At 62.4% G+C, this 19,174-nt stretch carries 18 protein-coding genes, 1 tRNA gene and 2 pseudogenes; 13 read left to right on the top strand and 8 right to left on the bottom strand.

Annotation, left to right across the window (positions count from 1 at the left end):
- Positions 1-17: 17 nt before the first annotated feature.
- Entirely contained in the window at positions 18-962 is a 945-nt protein-coding gene (mhpB, locus tag ACIPZB_RS20965; RefSeq protein WP_400642452.1) for a 3-carboxyethylcatechol 2,3-dioxygenase, read from the bottom strand.
- A 1-nt stretch (position 963) separates the two neighbouring features.
- Entirely contained in the window at positions 964-2,637 is a 1,674-nt protein-coding gene (locus ACIPZB_RS20960; protein ID WP_400642451.1) for a bifunctional 3-(3-hydroxy-phenyl)propionate/3-hydroxycinnamic acid hydroxylase, read from the bottom strand.
- Between the two features lie 316 nt (positions 2,638-2,953).
- On the opposite strand from ACIPZB_RS20960, the gene ACIPZB_RS20955 reads away from it, so the two are divergent.
- From ACIPZB_RS20955 to ACIPZB_RS20945, 3 genes and pseudogenes are all read left to right on the top strand, one after another.
- The gene (locus ACIPZB_RS20955; RefSeq protein WP_400642450.1) at positions 2,954-3,775 is read left to right on the top strand and encodes a DNA-binding transcriptional regulator; all 822 of its coding nucleotides are present in this window, start codon (positions 2,954-2,956) and stop codon (positions 3,773-3,775) included.
- 249 nt (positions 3,776-4,024) lie between these two features.
- Positions 4,025-4,520: pseudogene (locus tag ACIPZB_RS20950) on the top strand (transposase); the annotation flags it as partial.
- A pseudogene (locus tag ACIPZB_RS20945) lies at positions 4,521-4,756 on the top strand (integrase); the annotation flags it as partial.
- A 99-nt stretch (positions 4,757-4,855) separates the two neighbouring features.
- Here ACIPZB_RS20945 and ACIPZB_RS20940 read toward each other — a convergent pair.
- Positions 4,856-4,929 (bottom strand) — tRNA-Cys (locus ACIPZB_RS20940).
- A gap of 153 nt (positions 4,930-5,082) precedes the next feature.
- Positions 5,083-6,108, bottom strand: coding sequence for a protease SohB (sohB, locus tag ACIPZB_RS20935; protein WP_400642449.1), 1,026 nt, complete (start codon positions 6,106-6,108; stop codon positions 5,083-5,085).
- Between the two features lie 196 nt (positions 6,109-6,304).
- Here sohB and ACIPZB_RS20930 point away from each other — a divergent pair, with 196 nt between their 5' ends.
- The 4 genes from ACIPZB_RS20930 (at position 6,305) to ACIPZB_RS20915 (ending at position 9,440) form a co-directional block, all read left to right on the top strand.
- A complete protein-coding gene (locus ACIPZB_RS20930) occupies positions 6,305-7,015 on the top strand; it encodes a histidine phosphatase family protein (RefSeq protein ID WP_400642448.1) in 711 nt (236 codons plus the stop codon).
- A 57-nt stretch (positions 7,016-7,072) separates the two neighbouring features.
- Positions 7,073-7,390, top strand: coding sequence for an SCP2 sterol-binding domain-containing protein (locus ACIPZB_RS20925; RefSeq protein WP_008089383.1), 318 nt, complete (start codon positions 7,073-7,075; stop codon positions 7,388-7,390).
- 191 nt (positions 7,391-7,581) lie between these two features.
- Positions 7,582-8,649 carry a phosphotransferase family protein gene (locus tag ACIPZB_RS20920; RefSeq protein ID WP_400642447.1) on the top strand — a complete coding sequence of 356 codons (1,068 nt, stop codon included), beginning with the start codon at positions 7,582-7,584 and terminating at the stop codon, positions 8,647-8,649.
- A 23-nt stretch (positions 8,650-8,672) separates the two neighbouring features.
- Entirely contained in the window at positions 8,673-9,440 is a 768-nt protein-coding gene (locus ACIPZB_RS20915) for an SDR family oxidoreductase (RefSeq protein ID WP_400642446.1), read from the top strand.
- On the opposite strand, the gene ACIPZB_RS20910 is transcribed toward ACIPZB_RS20915, so the two are convergent.
- Positions 9,441-10,262 (bottom strand): class I SAM-dependent methyltransferase, encoded by an 822-nt coding sequence (locus ACIPZB_RS20910; RefSeq protein WP_400642496.1) that lies wholly within the window; start codon positions 10,260-10,262, stop codon positions 9,441-9,443.
- A 67-nt stretch (positions 10,263-10,329) separates the two neighbouring features.
- Complete coding sequence (locus ACIPZB_RS20905) at positions 10,330-10,680, bottom strand: hypothetical protein (RefSeq protein WP_400642445.1); 351 nt, start codon at positions 10,678-10,680, stop codon at positions 10,330-10,332.
- A 346-nt stretch (positions 10,681-11,026) separates the two neighbouring features.
- Between ACIPZB_RS20905 and ACIPZB_RS20900 the strand changes: the two genes are divergently transcribed.
- The 4 genes from ACIPZB_RS20900 to ACIPZB_RS20885 all read left to right on the top strand — a co-directional run bounded on the left by ACIPZB_RS20900 (position 11,027) and on the right by ACIPZB_RS20885 (position 15,138).
- Complete coding sequence (locus ACIPZB_RS20900; RefSeq protein WP_400642499.1) at positions 11,027-11,206, top strand: hypothetical protein; 180 nt, start codon at positions 11,027-11,029, stop codon at positions 11,204-11,206.
- A gap of 51 nt (positions 11,207-11,257) precedes the next feature.
- Positions 11,258-11,626, top strand: a complete 369-nt coding sequence (locus ACIPZB_RS20895; protein ID WP_400642444.1) for a glycine zipper domain-containing protein — start codon at positions 11,258-11,260, stop codon at positions 11,624-11,626.
- Between the two features lie 121 nt (positions 11,627-11,747).
- Complete coding sequence (locus ACIPZB_RS20890) at positions 11,748-13,577, top strand: SLC13 family permease (RefSeq protein WP_400642443.1); 1,830 nt, start codon at positions 11,748-11,750, stop codon at positions 13,575-13,577.
- Between the two features lie 139 nt (positions 13,578-13,716).
- Positions 13,717-15,138, top strand: coding sequence for a diguanylate cyclase (locus ACIPZB_RS20885; RefSeq protein ID WP_400642442.1), 1,422 nt, complete (start codon positions 13,717-13,719; stop codon positions 15,136-15,138).
- Between the two features lies 1 nt (position 15,139).
- Here the strand turns inward: ACIPZB_RS20885 and ACIPZB_RS20880 are convergent, their stop codons facing one another.
- On the bottom strand, positions 15,140-15,901 hold the full coding sequence (locus tag ACIPZB_RS20880; protein ID WP_400642441.1) for a sulfite exporter TauE/SafE family protein: 762 nt from the start codon (positions 15,899-15,901) through the stop codon (positions 15,140-15,142).
- A 100-nt stretch (positions 15,902-16,001) separates the two neighbouring features.
- Between ACIPZB_RS20880 and ACIPZB_RS20875 the strand changes: the two genes are divergently transcribed.
- Entirely contained in the window at positions 16,002-16,922 is a 921-nt protein-coding gene (locus ACIPZB_RS20875) for a LysR family transcriptional regulator (protein WP_400642440.1), read from the top strand.
- 757 nt (positions 16,923-17,679) lie between these two features.
- Positions 17,680-17,865, top strand: a complete 186-nt coding sequence (locus ACIPZB_RS20870; protein WP_400642439.1) for a hypothetical protein — start codon at positions 17,680-17,682, stop codon at positions 17,863-17,865.
- A gap of 45 nt (positions 17,866-17,910) precedes the next feature.
- Here ACIPZB_RS20870 and ACIPZB_RS20865 read toward each other — a convergent pair whose 3' ends face one another.
- The gene (locus ACIPZB_RS20865) at positions 17,911-19,170 is read right to left on the bottom strand and encodes an MFS transporter (protein WP_400642438.1); all 1,260 of its coding nucleotides are present in this window, start codon (positions 19,168-19,170) and stop codon (positions 17,911-17,913) included.
- Positions 19,171-19,174 lie beyond the last annotated feature (4 nt).

The following is a 19,174-nucleotide window of genomic DNA, read 5'->3' as shown; positions in this document are numbered from 1 at the left end:
GATGGATCCTCCGTTCATCAGGTAAGGGAATGGGCGCTGAGCGAGCCGAAGCCGGCGATCCACTCCGGGATCGGCCGGTAGTAGCGCTCGGTAGCCTGGTAATCACCGAACGCAGAGAGCGCGGCGAAGGCCGCTATCCAAGTCTTGACCTCGTGGGTCGACTTGCCGGCCAGCGCCGACAGCTCGGCATTGGCCATGACGTCGAGATCGGCAAAGCGGCGTTGCTCGAGCAGGTCGAGGAAATGGTTGTCCCAGCCCGGGTTGAGCGGGTGAAGCGTGTGCTGGTCGCGTACGAAGCCTTCGGCGGCGCTGATCACACGCTGCTGCCGAGCCTGGCGTTCGTTGGCCGGCAGATCGCGGCCACTGCCCATCAGTCGGTCGGCCATGCGCGCATCGACATGGGCCAGCTCGGGCACCGGCGGCTGGTGCGACAGCCCACCAGAGCCGAGGAATAGCACGCGCTTGCCGGTGCCACGGGCGAAGCGGCCAATGGCCTCGCCGAGCAGGCGGGCACGGGCAAAGCCGGGCAGCGGCACCGCCACACTGTTGATGAACACCGGAATCACCGGCTTCTCGGCCAGGCCGCCGAGCAGGAACTCCAGCGGCTGGGCAAAACCATGGTCAACCTGCATGCGGTAGGACACAGCGGCGTCCACTCCGGCTTCCAGCACCGCGCCAGCACAGGCCTCGGCGATGTCGCGTGGCACATCCAGCGGGCCAGCTGCGCTTTGGAAGTCGCCAATGGCGGTGGCGCCCATGCCGATGCAGAAGGCCGGCATCACGTCATAGAAAAAGCCGTTGTAGTGGTCTGGGGCAAACAGGAACACCAGCTCCGGGTCGAACGCGGCGATGCGCCCACGGGCGGCACCAATCACCTCGTCCACCTCGGCCAGCACGGCTGGCGGCGGGTCGACGTAGCCCACCAGCGGGGTGTGCGACAGGCAGTGCAGATAAGCGCTCATATCAGGCCACCTTGCACGCCGATGGCGCTTTTTGGTTGCCCAGGGGCTGGGCCGCGAGCGCGCCCAGCAAGGCATCGCTGGCCTGGCCTATCGTCTGTGGAATGGCCACGGCACCGACGAAACGGTCCGGGCGCAGCAACGCAATCGATAGCGGGTAGCGGCCGAACCACTCCTTGAGCCGGCCGGTGCAGTCACCCACGCGAATGACCCCGTCCGGCACTTCACGCCCAGCCTTGAGCTGGACTTCCGGCAGCACCTGGATGAAGCAGGCACCCAGCGCATGCCAGGCTTCCACCTGGGCGGCGCTCAAGCCCCACAGCGGATCGTTGCCCCAGGCGATGAAGGCGAACTTGCTGCCGATCACGTCATCCAGCAAACGGATTTCGCCCGACTCGGTGATCACCTTGGGCTGGATGAACATGCGCCCGACCGGCGTCGCCTTGCGCTCGCTGTCCGGCTCGCTCACCAGCGCGCCTCTGGCGTACTGCGGCATGGGCTTGAAGCGCATTTCCAGGAAGTAGCGCTTGACCGCCGGCAGGTAGTTCAGCATCCAGGAAATGCCATCACGCAGCGCACCTTGCCAACGCTTGGGTGGCGCCAGCACATGGCCGGCCAGCACCGACAGGTCGATCATCGCCTTGGCGTGGTCGCGGCGCTCCTGCTCGTAGGTATCGAGCAGCGCTTCGCCAGCCAGGCCCTTGACCACCAGGGCCAGCTTCCAGCCGAGGTTGCTGGCGTCGCGCATGCCGCTGTTGTAACCCTGGCCCTGCCATACCGGCATGATGTGCGCGGCATCACCGGCCAGCAGCACCCGTTTGACTCGGAACTGACTCGCCAGGCGGGCGTTGTGGGTGTACACACGCTTGCGGATCAACTCGACGCGGTCCGGGTCTGGCAGCACCTTGGCCAGCAACTTGCGCATGTTCTCGGGCTTGCCCAGCTCTTCTTCGGTCTCCCCCGGCATTACCATGAACTCGAAGCGGCGCACGCCGTGCGGTAGCGCCGCCGACACATACGGCCGCACCGGGTCGCAGCACAAATAGACGTTGGGGGTGCCCAGCGGGTCGTTGGCGATGTCGATGACGATCCACTGGTTGGGGGCGGTCTTGCCTTCGAAGGCAATGTCCAGGCTACGGCGGATCAGGCTGTTGCCACCGTCGCAGGCCACCAGGTAGCGGGCACGCACGGTTTCCTGGCGGCCTTCCGGGCCGTTCATGCACAGGCTCACGCCCTGCTCGTCCTGCTGGAACTCCACCACATCGCGGGAAAACAGCGTGCGCACATTGGCAAAGCGCGCCAGCCCCCGGTGCAGCACAGCATCGACCTGCGGCTGGATGAACGCATTGCGTCGCGACCAGCCAAATTCGTCGGTGGTTGGCTGGATATCGGCGAAGCATCGCCCTTTGGGCGTCAGGAAACGCATCGCGTGCCAAGGTGTGGTGTGCGGCAGTACCTGCTCGACCAGGCCGATGGCCTGCACAGTACGCAGCGACTCGTCGTCGATGCCGATGGCGCGTGGGTAGTCGATCAGCTGGTCGAGCTTCTCGATCTGCAGCACCTGCACCCCGGCCTGGCCGAGATAGTTGGCGATGGCCAGCCCTACCGGGCCGGCACCGATGATCACCACGTCTGCGGTGTAGTCGGCCTGGATATGATCTGGATGCGGCTTGTTCATTGTTGTAATCCTCGACACTGCCCCACGGCGTCCCCGGCATATTCCAGGCAAGCCGCGACCGTCCTCGCGCAGGCAGGCGCAAGAAGGAAGAAGGGGCGTTTGACTGGTACGGGGTCTAGCGGAATTTCGCTACGCTTCGAAGGAGGAAGGCGCAGGCAATGGGTGACGACGGCAGGCAGGCATGGCGCATGGTGTATTCCCCTGTCAGGGCATTTGTAGTTGTTGCGGCGAGTATAGGAATGACGCCGATTGCCCTACAATGAAAAACCGCTCTGCTGTGCACTTAGTGCACATCATTGGTTTATAAGGATTTTTCTTGAATAAAGACCGAGATTCCGAATACAAGACCGTGCGTGGGCTAAGCCGTGGCCTGGCCCTGCTCAATGCCCTGAACCGGCTGGACGGGGGTGCCAGCCCGACGCGCCTTGCAGAAATCACCGGCCTGCATCGCACGACCGTTCGGCGCCTGCTCGAGACGTTGCAGGACGAAGGCTACGTGCGCCGCAGCGAATCCGACGACAGCTTCCGCCTGGCCCTCAAGGTGCGTGAGCTGAGCGAAGGGTTTCGCGACGAGCAGTGGATCTCCGCCATCGCCGCACCGTTGCTCGGTGACCTGTTGCAGCGCGTGGTGTGGCCCACCGATATCTGCACGCTGGACGTGGACGAGATGGTGGTGCGCGAGACGACGCACCGGTTTAGCCGCCTGTCGTTCCACCGATCGATGGTCGGGCGTCGCCTGCCGGTACTGCAAACAGCAACCGGGCTGGCCTACCTAGCGTTTTGCGGCGAGGCGGAACGTGAGCAGATCCTGGCGCTGCTGGCCACCCGCGACGACCCCGAATACCACCTAGCCCGCGACCGCCTGGCCCTAGACAACATCCTGCGCAAGGCCCGGCATCGTGGTTACGGCGAGAACTACATGGGCTGGAACCGGGAAGCCAACATCGCGTCCATTGCGGTGCCCTTGTACGACCATGACAGCCAACGACTACTGGGCTGTGTCAGCCTGATCTACATCGCCAAGGCCATGACCATCGAAATGGCTGCCGAACGCTACCTGCCAGCCCTACAGGCCTTTGCTCAGCAAGTCAGGCAAAGCCGCGGCGCCGACCATTCACCGTCGCCGGGGTTATCGTGACGTACCCGTGAGGCAAAACCTTTCTGCCGGTGCTTCAATTGTCGGCGAGTAATACCGTGCTGCCGTGCAGCCTTGGAAATATTGCCATCGGCTCATGCTAGTGCACGATTCACCGAACGAATATGCCAAAGGCTTGAGAAAGGCGGCTCAATAACCAGCCCTTTGGCGTCCGATGCCACGGGACAGTGAATCGCCCCTGGTTTCGTAGACACCTCCAAGCCTCATAATGAGGCCCAAATAGGAGGTGCCATGAGTCGTCAGCGTTACCCCGAAGAATTCAAAATCGAAGCGGTCAAGCAAGTGACCGAGAAAGGCAAGCCTGTCGCCGATGTTGCCCAGCGCCTGGGCATGTCTGTTCACAGCCTCTACGCCTGGATCAAGCTCTACAGCAAACCCCAAGAGCAGCGTCAGCAAGACGATGAGCAGCAAGCCGAACTGCGCAAGCTTCGCGCAGAACTCAAGCACGTGACTGAAGAGCGAGACATCTTAAAAAAGGCCGCCGCGTACTTTGCCAAGGAGTGCAACTGAAGTACGCCTTCATCAAGAAGCACTCGACGGATTACTCGGTGCGGCGCCTTTGCCAAACCCTCAAGGTGCATCCCAGCGGCTACTACGCCTGGCTGACCGAGCCTCAATCTGCCCGAGCAAAAGAAGATCACCGTCTGCTTGGCTCGAAAGCGGAGGTGTGTACGGCTACCGCAAAGTTCATGATGACCTGCGTGAGCTGGGAGAGACATGCGGGCGCATCAACGAACATGGCAAGCGTATGAGCTGGCCGATGTTGCGCAACCGGTGGGCAGATGCACGAGAGGCCACCAGAGTGAAAGCTGAGGTCGAGAACAAGCCAGACTTGGCCAACTGAAGGCCGCATCGGAGATCAACGACCTGAGCGATGCGGGCGTGCTGCTGGGGCACTCGAAAGAGGGGATCACCGAACGCGTATACCGGCGCGTAGGGGCCATTGCCAAGCCTTCCAAATGAGGAAGTTTTGGGACTGGTTGTAATTTGTTTTGGGACTTCGGTATTTCTGGCGCACAAAGAAAAACCCCGCAGACGTTAATCTGCGGGGCTTTCGAATAGTGGAGGCCGAGGTCGGAATCGAACCGGCGTAGACGGATTTGCAATCCGGAGCATAACCACTTTGCTACTCGGCCTCAAAGTTCGGATCTAGCGGCTTGCGCTTTGCTATCTCCTTGAAACACTGAACCTTTTTCAAAGTTCGCTGCGTTTCGATGGGCGCATTATGTCTGCATTCCGCAGACCTTGCAACCCCCTTCACAAAAAAAATATTCAAGGGGTTCAAGGGTTTAGCGCAAGCGGCCGAGTTTACTCCACAAACCCACCAAGGTGTTCTCCACCGTTCCACTCGCCGCCATGCCGATACGCTCCTGCAAACTCTTGCGTTCGGCATAGTGCAGGTGGAACAGGTTGGCGTTGCGCGCGCGGTCGCTGAGGTACTCATCACTGGTTTGCAACTCATCCACCAGCTTGCGGTTCAGTGCGGCAACGCCCAACCAGACCTCCCCGGTGGCCACCTCGTCGATGTGCAGCTGTGGGCGGTAGCGGGCGACGAAGTCCTTGAACAACTGATGGGTGATGTCCAGGTCTTCCTGGAACTTCTCCCGGCCCTTCTCGGTGTTCTCGCCGAACACGGTCAGGGTGCGCTTGTATTCACCCGCCGTCAGCACCTCGAAATCGATGTCGTGCTTCTTCAGCAGGCGATTGAGGTTGGGCAGCTGCGCCACCACACCGATCGAACCCAATACGGCAAACGGCGCACTGACGATCTTCTCGCCAATACAGGCCATCATGTAACCGCCACTGGCGGCAACCTTGTCGATGCACACAGTCAGCGGGATGCCAGCCTGACGGATGCGCGCCAGCTGCGAAGCGGCCAGCCCGTAACTGTGAACCAGACCGCCGCCACTTTCCAGGCGCAGCACCACTTCGTCACGCGGGGTGGCGAGGGTCAGCAGTGCGGTGATCTCATTGCGCAGGCTTTCGGTGGCAGAGGCCTTGATGTCGCCATCGAAGTCGAGCACAAACACTCGGCTCTTTTCCTCGGCCTTGGCCTTGCCCTTCTTCTGCTGCTTTTCAGCCTTCGCCTGCTGCTTGCGCAACGCCTTGAGCTGGGCCTTGTCGAGCAGGCCGGACTCCAGCCGCTCGCGCAGCTCTTTATAGAACTCGTTGAGACGGGTGACCTGCAGTTGGCCACCGGCCTTGCGCCGCCCTTTACCGCGCAAACCGGCAATGGCGGACAACACCACCAGGATGGCAATCACCAGGGTGGCGGTTTTAGCGAGAAAGCTTGCGTATTCGGCAAGAAACTCCACGTTGACTCCTTATAAACCAGCGCCTGTGCGGCGCGAAACTGTAGCAAGCATACCGGTGCTCTGATGGCGCTACCAGCGGGGGCAAAGGCTGGCAACACAGTTCAAACAACCTTTTCAAACGCTTGTATGCTTTTTCGTTGACAGCCCGTGTGGCGCATCCTAACCTCGCAGCAACTTCAAACCGCCGGACACCTTCGTGGGCAACCTCTACCTGATCCGACATGGCCAAGCTTCCTTCGGTGCCGATGACTATGACGTCCTCTCGCCCGTGGGCATTCGTCAGAGCCAGGCGCTTGGCGAACATCTGGCACAGCTTGACCTGCGTCTGGACCGTTGCCTGGCGGGCAGCCTGCGGCGTCAGCAAGACACCGCCCGGCTCGCGCTGGAGGCGATACAGGCCAACGGCTGCGCAGTACCACCAATTGAGACCGACCCGGCGTTCAACGAGTTCGATGCCGACGGTGTGATTCGTGCCCTGTTGCCTGCCCTGCTGACCGATGAACCTCAGGCCCGGCACATTCTGCGCAATGGCGCGCAGAACCGCAGCGAATTCCAGCGCCTGTTCGCCCTGATGGTGCAGCGCTGGCACGCAGGGGATCATGCCGACGACGGCCTGGAGACCTGGCAGGCGTTCACCGCGCGGGTCGACACCGGCCTGCGACGGCTGCTGGACAGCGCTGGCAGTGGCGACAACATTGCCGTGTTCACCTCTGGCGGTACCATTGCCGCCCTGCTCCATCTGATTACCGGTATTACCCCCAGCCAAGCGTTTACGCTGAACTGGCAAATCATCAACACGTCGCTCAGCCAGTTCAAGTTTCGCGGCGGCGACGTGGCACTGGCTTCCTTCAACAACCAGACCCATGTGCAGCTGTTGAAGGCCCCGGAGCTCATCACCTACCGCTGAGCCCGGTCTGTTGTTGTCCCTGCGGGGACGTGAAAATCACTCAATAAGGAATGCGCCATGACCTCCGTAGCTGATGCCGTGAAAAAGATGCAAGAGAAGTTCAACCCATCCGCTGCCGCCGGCCTGGACCTGGTGTTCGGCTTCGACATCACCGATGAAGACAAGAAGTACGCCCTGATCGTCAAGGACGGCACTTGCGACCTGCAGGAAGGCGAAAACCCGGACGCCAACTGCACCCTGGTCATGGACAGCGAAACCCTGAAGGGCATCGTCAGCGGCGAAACCGACGGCATGCAGGCTTTCATGGGCGGCAAGCTGCGCGTCGAAGGTGACATGATGCTGTCGATGAAACTCAGCGAGCTGTTCCCTTCCTGAGTGAAGGGCACGCCGAGTGACAAGAAAACCGAAGCCTGAGCGGCTTCGGTTTTTTTTTGCCCTGCATGCAGCATTCGGTGCAGTGATCGGCCAGCAACACCCACACCTATATGACACTGGCACGCTTGTCCCAGCGCACCAAGATCATTAGATTAACCAATAATCCTTGCGCTATAAAATAAGGAAAACGCATGACGCTCACCGACCAGTCCACCCAGGTACGCCCCGGCGAAGAACTCGACGCGGCCGTCATCGATCCTTACCTCAAGGCCCATATCCCAGGCCTGGCCGGCACGCCGAACATCAGCCAGTTCCCCGGCGGCGCCTCCAACCTGACCTACCTGGTCGCCTACCCGGATCGCGAGTTCGTCCTGCGTCGCCCGCCCTTCGGCCAGAAAGCCAAGTCCGCCCACGACATGGGCCGCGAGTTTCGCATCCTAAACCAGCTCAACGAAGGGTTCCCGTACTGCCCCAAGGCGTATGTGCATTGCACCGACGAAGCCCTGATCGGCGGCGAGTTCTACGTGATGGAGCGCGTAAATGGCATCATCCTTCGCTCGGACATTCCCGCCGAGCTGGGCCTGGATGCCACGCGCACCGAGGCGCTGTGCAAAAGTTTCATCGACCGCCTGGTCGAGCTGCACCAGGTCGATTACAACGCCTGCGGCCTGGCCGATCTGGGCAAGCCGGAAGGTTATGTGCAACGCCAGATCGAAGGCTGGACCAGCCGTTACGAGAAAGCCCTGACACCCGATGCGCCGCGCTGGGAGCACGTCATCGCCTGGCTGCGTGACAAGATGCCCGCCGACCATCCGCGACCGGGCATCGTGCACAACGACTATCGCTTCGACAACGTCATCCTCGACAGCGACAATCCGATGCGCATCATCGGCGTGCTCGACTGGGAAATGGCCACGATCGGCGATCCGCTGATGGACCTGGGCAACAGCCTGGCCTACTGGATCGAGGCGAGCGACCCGGCACCGATGCAACTGATGCGCCGCCAACCGAGCAACGCCCCCGGCATGCTCACCCGCCGCCAGTTCGTCGACTACTACGCCGAGCGCGCCGGCATCCGCCTGGACAACTTCGATTACTACTATTGCTATGGCCTGTTCCGCCTGGCGGGCATCGTCCAGCAGATCTACTACCGCTTCTACCACGGCCAGACCCAGGACAAACGCTTCGCCCAGTTCATCGAAATGAACCGGTTGCTTGAGCAGACGAGCCTGCAGGTGATCGCCAAGTCCACACTCTGACGACAGACAACAAGGAAAACAGCATGTCCAAGACTCACCTGTTCGACCTCGACGGCAAGATCGCTTTCGTCTCCGGCGCCAGCCGCGGCATTGGCGAGGCCATTGCCCACCTGCTGGCCCAGCAGGGTGCCCATGTGATCGTCTCCAGCCGCAAGCTCGAAGGTTGCCAGCAGGTGGCCGACGCGATCATCGCCGCCGGCGGCAAGGCCACTGCAGTCGCCTGCCATATTGGTGAAATGGAGCAGATACAGCAGGTGTTCGCCGGCATCCGCGAACAGTTCGGGCGCCTGGATGTGCTGGTCAACAACGCCGCCACCAACCCGCAGTTCTGCAACGTCCTGGACACCGACCTCGGGGCCTTCCAGAAGACCGTCGACGTCAATATCCGCGGCTACTTCTTCATGTCGGTGGAAGCCGGCAAGCTGATGCGCGAGCACGGCGGCGGCAGCATCATCAACGTGGCATCGATCAACGGTGTTTCACCCGGCCACTTCCAGGGCATCTATTCGGTGACCAAGGCGGCGGTGATCAACATGACCAAGGTCTTCGCCAAGGAGTGCGCGCAGTTCGGCATCCGCTGCAACGCCCTGCTGCCAGGCCTGACCGACACCAAGTTCGCCTCGGCACTGGTGAAGAACGACGCCATCCTCAACGCCGCGCTGCAGCAGATCCCGCTCAAGCGCGTGGCCGACCCCAAGGAAATGGCCGGCGCCGTGCTGTACCTGGCCAGCGATGCGTCCAGCTACACCACCGGCACCGCGCTCAACGTCGACGGTGGTTACCTGTCCTGATCAGGCCTTGATCGCCTGCAGGGTGTAGCTCAGCGGCAGGCGCTGGGGTGCATGGCGCAGGCGCCATTCACCATCGGCGCCCTTGTCCATCTGCCCCGGCAATGCCTCCCAGGGGATGCTCTGGTGCTCGACCAGGGCGGTCAGTTGCAGGCCATGCGCGAGCAAGGCGCTGATGACCTCACCGAGGCCATGGTTCCACTCGTGGGTTTCGGTCTTGGTCAGGCGCTGGTCGCTGTCGACGTAGGTCTGGTCGTTGTGCCATACCGTCGGCGCCTCGTGTTCGAAGTAGGAATACTCCAGTTGCAGCCGGTCTTGATGGTCTTCGTTCACGGCCATCAACATCGGGTGGCCATCGCGCAGGAACAGGCGGCCGCCAGGCTTGAGCAAGGCCGCCACGGCGCGGGCCCAGGGCTCGATGCGCGCAAGCCAGCACAATGCACCGATGCCGGTGTAGACCAGGTCGAAGGTACCCGCAGGCAGCACGCGGTCAGCCTCGTAGACGTCGGCATGCACGTAGTCGATTGCCATGCCGCAGCGCTGGGCAAGGCGCCTGGCTTCCAGCAGCGAGGCTGCCGAGTAGTCCAGGCCACTGACCTCAGCCCCCAGCCGCGCCAGCGACAAGGTGTCGGTACCGATATGGCATTGCAGATGGGCCGTGCGCAAGCCATAAATGTCGCCCAGCCGCGGCAGGTCGAATCGCACGGTTTCGGACAGGTGCTCGGGCTGGCGGACCAGGCGCTCGACTTCATAATCCTTTGACGCCGCGTGCAGCGGAGCGCGCTCATCCCAGCTGTCACGGTTCAGTTGCTGCGATCGATCCAAAGTAGCCATCCGTGCTCTCCTTCAAGTATCTACCACCCGCCTCATGAGCAAGCTGGCCCGCCCCGCCTTACAGGCAGGTGGCCGCCGCCGCCCGCCGCTGCAGGGCCACGTTATCGTTTTTCTGCGCGTAGTAATCCACCTGGGTACCGCCCGCCCGCGGATAGACGTCGACGAACGACTCGGCTTCGCGGGTATAGACCGTGAGCCCACCCTGCTTGCGCTTCTCCAGGTAGCCGCTGGCATCGTCCCCGAACACGTCTTCCTTCTGCCAGCTGAACTGGATGCACTGGGCCACCAGCTCCGGGGCCTTCAGCGAAGCGAGCTGCGCAGTCGGCTTGCCGCCGCGTGCCGCATCCATGGTCGCCGAAGCGCAACCGACCAACACCAGTGCCGCAGCCATCGGCAAGATTGCTCGCATATTCCATCCTCGGGGCAAAAAAGAATGCGACTCTAGCACTTCAACCGGCCCCGACCAACGCCGCCATGCGCACCGCGTTGCGCCGGCGGCCTTGGCCTGATACAGCGCCACATCGGCCTGCGGCCAGCAGGCTCGCAGTGCTGTCGTGGAGGCCTGGCACGCCGCACCCTAGCCTGACACTGAAACACAGCGGAATCTCGTCCCCGGCGAACTTCGCCGGGCTGCAGCCGACAGGCATGCCGTTCATCGCCAGCTGCACAAAAAAATAGCCGACAAGGAAACAAAATGGATCGATTCCAGTCTCAGGCAGTGTCCCGTAAACCTTTGCGGATCAAGGACCTATAACGTGATAACGCGCCTTGCCAGTTGCTCGCTGATTGCCGCCTTCCTGCTCGTTGCCGGCTGCAACCACCATCACTACGACGATGACGATGATGGCTGGCGCGATGGCGATCGCGACCACCGTCATCACCACCGTTACGATCGCGACGATGATCGCCGCTACCGTGACCGCGACTACCGCTAGAACGTCTTTCCACTCCACATCCAATTTGATGATTCTTCCGAGGCTCTTAACATGCGTCTGACTTTGCCTTCCCTTGCTCTTGGCCTGCTGATGTGCCAAGGCGCTTTCGCCGGTGACGGTAGTGCCGCCATTGGCGGTGGCCTGGGGGGTGCCCTGGGTAACGTGGTCGGTAAACAGATCGGCGGCAGCACCGGTGCGGCCATCGGTGCCGGCCTGGGTGGCGCGGCGGCCGGCGCGGTAGGTGCGAACAAGCACAGCCGTACCGAAGCCGCCATCGGCGGTGGCCTGGGCGCGGCCGGTGGCTCGGTCATCGGTCGCAAGGTGGGCGGCTCGAACGGCTCGACCATCGGTGCCGGCCTGGGTGGCGCGGCCGGCAGCGCCATCGGCAACCACATGGGCGACAAAAAGCACCATCACTGATAGAGATGCGCTCAGGGCCGCCCTGCGGCCCTGATGTTTATCAATACCCCCTTCATCACGACCTGCCAGACTGGCTGCTACTGTCTACTGTGCCCCTCGTGTGAAGGAATATCCCCGCCCCATGAACCAGGAACTGCTCTGGGTCCTCGGCCTGCTGGCCGTCGTCATCGTGCTCTTCGTCATCAACCGCCCACGCATGGACGTGGTCGCCCTGCTGGTGATTCTCGCCTTGCCCTTGTCGGGCATTCTCAGCGTCGAACAAGCCCTGGCCGGCTTCAGCGACCCCAACGTGGTGCTGATCGCCGCGCTGTTCGTGATCGGCGAGGGGTTGGTGCGCACCGGCATAGCCTATCGCATTGGCGAATGGATGAGCGAACGCGCCGGCAACAGCGAAGCACGCCTGCTGGTATTGCTGATGGTGTCGGTGGCCGGGCTGGGCTCGGTGATGAGCTCGACGGGGGTGGTAGCCATCTTCATTCCGGTGGTGCTGAGCATTGCCGCGCGCCTGCAGATTTCCCCCAGCCGGCTGATGATGCCGCTGAGCTTCGCCGGCCTGATCAGCGGCATGCTCAGCCTGGTGGCCACGCCGCCCAACGTGGTCGTGCACAGCGAGCTGGTGCGCCACGGCCTGCCCGGTTTCAGCTTCTTCAGCTTTACCCCGTTCGGCCTGGTGGTGCTGGTACTGGGCGTCGGCTACATGCTGCTGACCCGCCACTGGCTCAATGGCGAAGTGCGCAAGGACGGCCGGGTGGAAAGCCGCCGTACCCTGCTCGACCTGGTACTGGACTACAAGCTCAATGGCCGCGAGCGGCGCCTGCGCATCCGTCCGCAATCGCCACTGATCGGCCATACCCTGGGCGAGCTGGAATTGCGCACCCGGCATGGCGCCAACGTGATCGGCATCGAACGCCAGCACAAGTTCACCACCCGGGTGATCGCCGCCGACTCCAGCACCGTGCTGCACCAGGGCGATGTACTGCTGCTCGACCTGTTCGCCAACCGCGACGATTTGCGCACCCTGTGCCAGACCATGCAACTGGAGCCCCTGCACTTCAAGGCCGCGTATTTCATCGATCAGTCCCAGGAGCTGGGCATGGCCGAGGTCTCGCTGCCCCCTGGCTCGAAGCTGATTGGCAAGAGCATCCTCGAACTGGCCTTCCGTACCCGCTACGACCTCAACGTGGTCGGCCTGCGCCGCGACCAGGCGGCAATCGAAGAGCAACTGGTGGAAGAGAAGCTGCGCCTGGGCGACACCCTGCTGGTGGTCGGCCCCTGGAAAGCGGTACGCCTGCTGCAAAGCCAGCCAAAGGACTTCCTGGTGCTGAGCCTTCCCGCCGAGATCGACCAGGTTGCCCCTGCCCGTACCCGCGCACCGTTTGCCTTGCTCAGCCTGGCAGTGATGGTCGGGCTGATGGTCAGCGGCACGGTGCCCAACGTCATTGCCGCACTGATCGGCTGCCTGCTGATGGGCGCTGGGCGCTGCATCGACATGAACAGCGCCTACCGCGCCATTCACTGGCAAAGCCTGGTGTTGATCGTCGGCATGCTGCCCTTCGCCCAGGCGTTGCAGAAAACCGGCGGCATCGACCTGGCGGTGGGTGGGCTGGTCAGCCTGCTCGGTGGCGCCGGGCCGCTTGCCATGCTGGCCTGCCTGTTCATGGTGACCGCGGTGATCGGCCTGTTCATCTCCAACACGGCCACCGCCGTACTGATGGCGCCCGTGGCGATCAGCACCGCGACGCAACTGGGCCTGTCGCCCTACCCGTTCGCCATGACCGTGGCCCTGGCTGCCTCGGCGGCGTTCATGACACCGGTGTCTTCACCGGTGAACACCTTGGTACTCGGCCCTGGCCAGTATCGCTTCGCTGACTTCGTCAAGGTGGGTGTGCCCTTCACGTTACTGGTGATGGTGGTGACGGTATTGATGGTGCCTTGGTTCTTTGGCTTGTAACGGTAGAGCGCGAGCAGTAGTGGCAATCCGGCATTATCCTGAAAGATCGCGGCAGATTGACATCAAGTACTCGGTGCAAACACACTGAGACGTCATTGCCCCAGGTGCCTAGAGCCGTTGTCCTGGATTTCGTTTCCGCTTGTCGGTCGAGCCTATGGTTTTTCCAGCACAATCGCGCCTGTTGCCCTACCTCACGCTGTTCGGCCTGACCTTCGCCCTGAGCGTGGGTGGAATTCTGGCCCGGCCAATCGAATCGCTTTCACTGTTCTGGCCTGTCAATGCCGTGCTGGCCGGTGTGCTGTTGCGTTATCCGCGCCAGGCCGGGGTAGCCGGCTTCAGCCTGGTCTGGCTGGCCATGGTCGCTGCGGACCTGGCCTGCGGCAGCGCCTGGGTGCCGGCCCTGTGGTTCAACCTGTGCAACCTGAGCGTGGTGGTAACGGTTTGGCTGCTGCTAACGCGATTGCCTCGCCTGCACCGGCGCATGCGCAGCCCGTATGGTGTGCTCAGCGTGTTCGGCGCCTGCGCGGCGGGCGCCACGGTGGCGGCCAGCCTGGCCTGTGTGATGGCCGCGCCCTGGTTCGAGCAGTCCCTGCGCGCGACGTGGCTGGCCTGGTTCAGCGAACAGTTCTCGACCAGCGTCCTGGTGCTGCCGGTGCTGCTCACGGCGCCTTCGGCCCGCGCGTTGCTGCGCAGCACCCAGGCGATCCGGCTGGCGCCGTTGCTGGTACTGCTGGGCTCGCTGGCGTTGAGCATCGTCTTTGGCGGGCCTGGGGCCATCGCCTTTCCGATCGCAGCATTGCTATGGTGCGCCTGGACCTACTCACCCTTCCTGGTCTCGCTGCTGACGCTGACCGCTGGCAGCACGCTGATCGTCGCCGTGGCGCAAAACCTCATGCACTTCAGCCTGCCGCAAAGCGAACCTGGGGTCACGACGCTGATGTCGGCACGCCTGGGCATTGCGATGCTGGTGCTCGGCCCGCTGGTGGTCGCGTGCGTCAGCCAGGCCAACCGCAGCCTGTTGTCCCGCCTGGCGCACCAGGCCACCATCGATCATCTGACTGGCGTGCTCACCCGGAGCGCCTTCACCCGCCGCGCCAATGCCCTGCTCGAAAGCCGCCAACAGCATGCACAGGCATTGCCGCTGACGTTGATGATGCTCGACATCGATCATTTCAAGTCGATCAACGATCGCCATGGCCATGCCGTCGGCGACCAGGTGCTGCGCCAGTTCGCCCGCACCCTGCAAGACCAGTTGCACGAAGGCGAGCTGCTGGCGCGCATGGGCGGTGAAGAGTTCGTGGTAATCCTCCCAGGCCTGGCACCGGAGCGCGCCAAGTTCACTGCCGAACGGCTGCGCCGCGCCGTGCAGGACTTGCATGTGGTGCACGGCGATGCGCGCCTGCAGATTACCGTCAGCATCGGCCTGGACGGCTGCGCTGCCGACACGCAGGCACCGAGCCTGGACGCCTTGATGGCGCGCGCCGATGAGGCGCTGTACCGCGCCAAGGCCCATGGGCGCAATCGGGTCGAACAGGCCCAGGCACAGCGCCTGAGGGTCTGACTCAGCCTGCCAGCAAGTCCCAGGACAGCTTGGCGATCAGCACGCACAGCAGCACCAGGAACAAGCCACGGACAAAGCCGGCACCCTTGCGCACCGCCAGCCAGGTGCCGGTCAGGGCGCCAAGGATGTTGCACGCGGCCATCGGCAGGGCAATGGCGTACAGCACATTGCCGGACGGCACGAAGAACACCAGCGCCGCCAGGTTGGTGGCGATGTTGACGACCTTGGCCGACGCCGAGGCATGCAGGAAGTCCAGGGCGAAGAAGCGGATGAACAGGAAGATCAGGAAGCTGCCGGTGCCTGGCCCGAACAGGCCGTCGTAGAAGCCGATGGCGCCGCCGATCAGCACAGCCAGGCACTGCTCCTTGGGGCCGATCTTGGCCGGTTTGTGCAAGGTGCCGAAATCCTTCTTGCAGAAGGTGTAGATCGCCATCAGCACGATCAGCACCAGCACCGCCGGGCGCATCACGCTGGGCGGCACCAGCGACACCGTGGCCGCACCTGCGAAAGACATGACGAAGGCACTCAGGGCCGCGGGTACGATCAAGCCCCAGTCCAGGGTCACCCTGCGAATGAACGAGCGCGCAGCGAAGGCCGTGCCGCACACCGATGCCAACTTGTTGCTGCCCAGCAAGGCTGCCGGTTGCGCCGTGGGCAGCACATTGAACAGCGCCGGGATCTGGATCAGCCCGCCACCGCCGACGGCGGCATCGATCAGGCCGGCGGCGAAAGCGAACACGGAAAGTACGGCGATATCCATCATGACGCGGTTCCAGGCAATGAAGGCAGGCTGCAAGGCTAATCAAAGCGGCGCGCTTGTGGTGAAATGCCACATTGCGAAAACTGCAACGAGGAACCCTTGTATGGCATTGGACATGCTGCGTGAAATCCAGGCCTTCGTCAGCGTTGCGCACAAGCGCAGCTTCGTCGCCGCGGCACGTGCGCTGGGCCGTTCACCCAGCGCAATTACCCGCGCGGTGCAGGCGCTGGAAGACAACACCGGGTGCAAGCTGCTCAACCGCAACGCCAACTCGGTAACCCTCAGTGAAGCCGGGGAGCGCTTGCTGCCTCATGCCGAACGCTTGCTGGATGTGCAACGGGATGCCACAGACGAACTGGCCGCACTCAGCGGCAGCGCCCAAGGCTGGATTCGCTTTGCCGTGCCGCAGCTGCTCGGTGCACACGTGCTGCCGGGTATGCTCGCAGCCTTCACCCAACGCCACCCGCAGGTGACCCTGGACGTCCAGTACCGCGATGAGGCCATCGACCCGTTGCTGGGCAAGCTCGATTTCGTGGTACGCGGTGCGTTTCCTCAATCGAGCGAGTTGATCGGCTACCCGTTGTGGCGCTACCGGCGGCATCTTTATGCAAGCCCCGAGTACCTGGCCCGCGCTGGCACCCCACAGGGGCCGGAAGACCTGGCCGGGCATGCGCTGATCCTGCACACCGCGCCTCGCATCCTGAAGGCCTGGCACTTCTGCCGCGACGCCAGCATCACCAGCGTGCGCCCACACCCACGCTTGCGCCTGAGCTCGGGCGATGCGGTCTATCACAGTAGCTTGGCCGGCGCCGGCATTGCCCGCCTGGCGGACTGGGTGGGTGAACCCCAGGTTCGCGCTGGGCGCCTGGTACGGGTGTGCGCGAATTACCGGCTGACCTCCAGCTCCGGGCAGGATCCGCAGATGCATGCGGTGTACCCAGCCGGTGATCTGCCGGCGCGTGTGCGGGAACTGTTGCTGGCCTTACGCCAGGCAGGTGAGGCGGCCACTGAACAGCCCCGATAAAGGCTGTTCAAATTCTGTCCAATTTAACAGAGCCCGCCGCCGACCTGGCCTACAGCGTTTTATCCACAGACCTACCCACGTTTTTTGTGGACAGATTTTTCCATATAAAGAAGGACTTATAGCACGGCGCCGAAACAAATGGCCGCCCTCCTGTCGCGACCCATTGTGACGCGATGAGCCCTGTGCTCGTGAAAACGAATTGCAGCGAGTGCCGGTCGAGCCGTGCCACCGGTTAGCACTGTAAACGTAGAGATCAGCCTGGCGGAATGGTACCGAGCAAACCGATCAGAATGGTCAGCAGCAGAAAGCCACCCAGAAACAACGTGAGCTTGCCCATCGGAACCTCTTTGACGTGATGTTGGGACAAACGCATTGTCGACTTGAGACTGATACGGTTACAGATTCAGGTTCGACGAAAAAAAGCGGATCAGATGCCGCGATGCGGGCAACCGTTGTTCATGGCAATTGCTACATAAGGTTTCATTCACGGCTGAAGCGCATGCGGGGCCGGGGCGGTCGTGCCGACCCCGGTCGGCACGCTAGAAACCCAAGCCATTCAGGGCCTGGGACCGGGGTTCTGCGTTAACGAATAGAAACAACTACTGCACAGTTTTGTAGGAAGTTTTTCCTGTGTCCGTAGGAAAAAAGCGGAGAGTGCGTTTTTCCTGTATGTAAGCCCAGTTTGTTCAGGGTTTTCGAACTGGTACGGTCCATTTTTCCTACAACGGCATGGACGCCTTCTGTGCATGAGAAACATATGGACACATACACGGCCGCTGCCCTCAAGCTGCAAAAAACCCTGCTCACGTTGCGTCAGACGCGGGATCGCTTGAGGGCTGCGGGCAACGTAGAAGAAGCGAATGAGCTTGCTCTCAAGATTGCGCGCGTCGAAGAAACCCTGGCGGCCATGTCGCCAGCGCTGAGATCACCCACCTTGCAGTGAACCCCTGCAGGGGCGGCAGCACGGCCAGCCCCTGCAAAGCGCCAATCAGGCCAATGCCTCGGCCTGCTGTTGGTTGGCGCGGCGTTTCACCATGCGCTGCAACATCCCGGACACCCCGAAGCCCACCACTGCCAGTACGCTCATCAGGCTGAACACGTAGGTGTAGCCCAGCTCACCGGGGTAACGGTCGAGCAGCGAGCCGTAGATCACGTAGGCGAACATCCCTGGCGCATAGCCGATCAGGCAACCAATGCCGAACGCAGACCCGGTGATACGCGAAGGGATGCCCACTTCGCTCATTGGCGCCCAGAACACGCCGCGCATGGTGAACACCACCAGGGCGAAGGTCAGCGTGGCGGCCATGCCGGCATAGATGAAGCTCTCCTGGCGCGGGATGTTGAGGATGATCAACATCAGCGGCAGCAACGCCAGGAACGCCCATTTCAGGTAGCGGCTGGAGCTCTTCAGGACCTTGTCGGCAATGTAGCCACCGGCCGGCCCACCGAGTACCTTGAGGAAGTACTGGTTGATGATGCCGTAGGCCCCGACCAGCGCCACCGGCAGGTGGTACATGTCTTTGAGGTAAGGAATGAAATAGGTCAGGCCGCAATACACGATGTAGACCATGAACACGTTCAGGCTCACCAGCCAGATCCCTGGGGAACGCACGGCTTCGAGCAAACCATTGCCGCCGATCGGTTCACGGGTGGCCGTCGTCTGTGGGTCGCCCTTGAGCAGGAACAGGGTGAGCACGCCAACCCCGATATCGATCGCCGAATAGAACAGGATCGCAGTCTTGAGCCCCAGAGCGCCGGAGCCCAGGGCAACGAACAGACCCAGTGCGCAGAAGGCTACCAGCGTGTCGACTACCCCGCGTCCGCCTTCCAGGAAGCCGAACATGCGGCTCTGTTCATTGTCGTTGCCAAGGTTACGGATAGCCTTGAGCAGGGACGGCCAGAACAGGCAGTCGGCACACACCGCCAGCAGGCTGAACACCACCAACTGCTGGTTGAAGCCGGGGAAGCTGGCCAGATAAATTCCCAGCCCACCGGCCCCGATCAGCCCCAGCGGAATCAGCCGGCGGGTTTCGAAACGGTCGGCGAGGAAGCCGCCCAGCACGAACAAGGCCGTGGCGACGATGGCGTTGGCGCTGAGCAACGTACCGATCTGGGTATGGCTCAGGCCCATGTGCTCTTGCATGGGGATGTAGAAGGCATCCTTGAGGTTGGCCAGCTTGTAGATGGTGCCACCGCCAAGGACGAGGACCAGAAAGCGCAGCCACTTGGCTTTAGCCGGTGCTGTCATTGTT

The organism is Pseudomonas sp. NPDC089396, from assembly GCF_044749545.1.
Classification (GTDB): Bacteria; Pseudomonadota; Gammaproteobacteria; order Pseudomonadales; family Pseudomonadaceae; genus Aquipseudomonas.
This window is presented reverse-complemented; position numbering and strand designations above follow the sequence as displayed.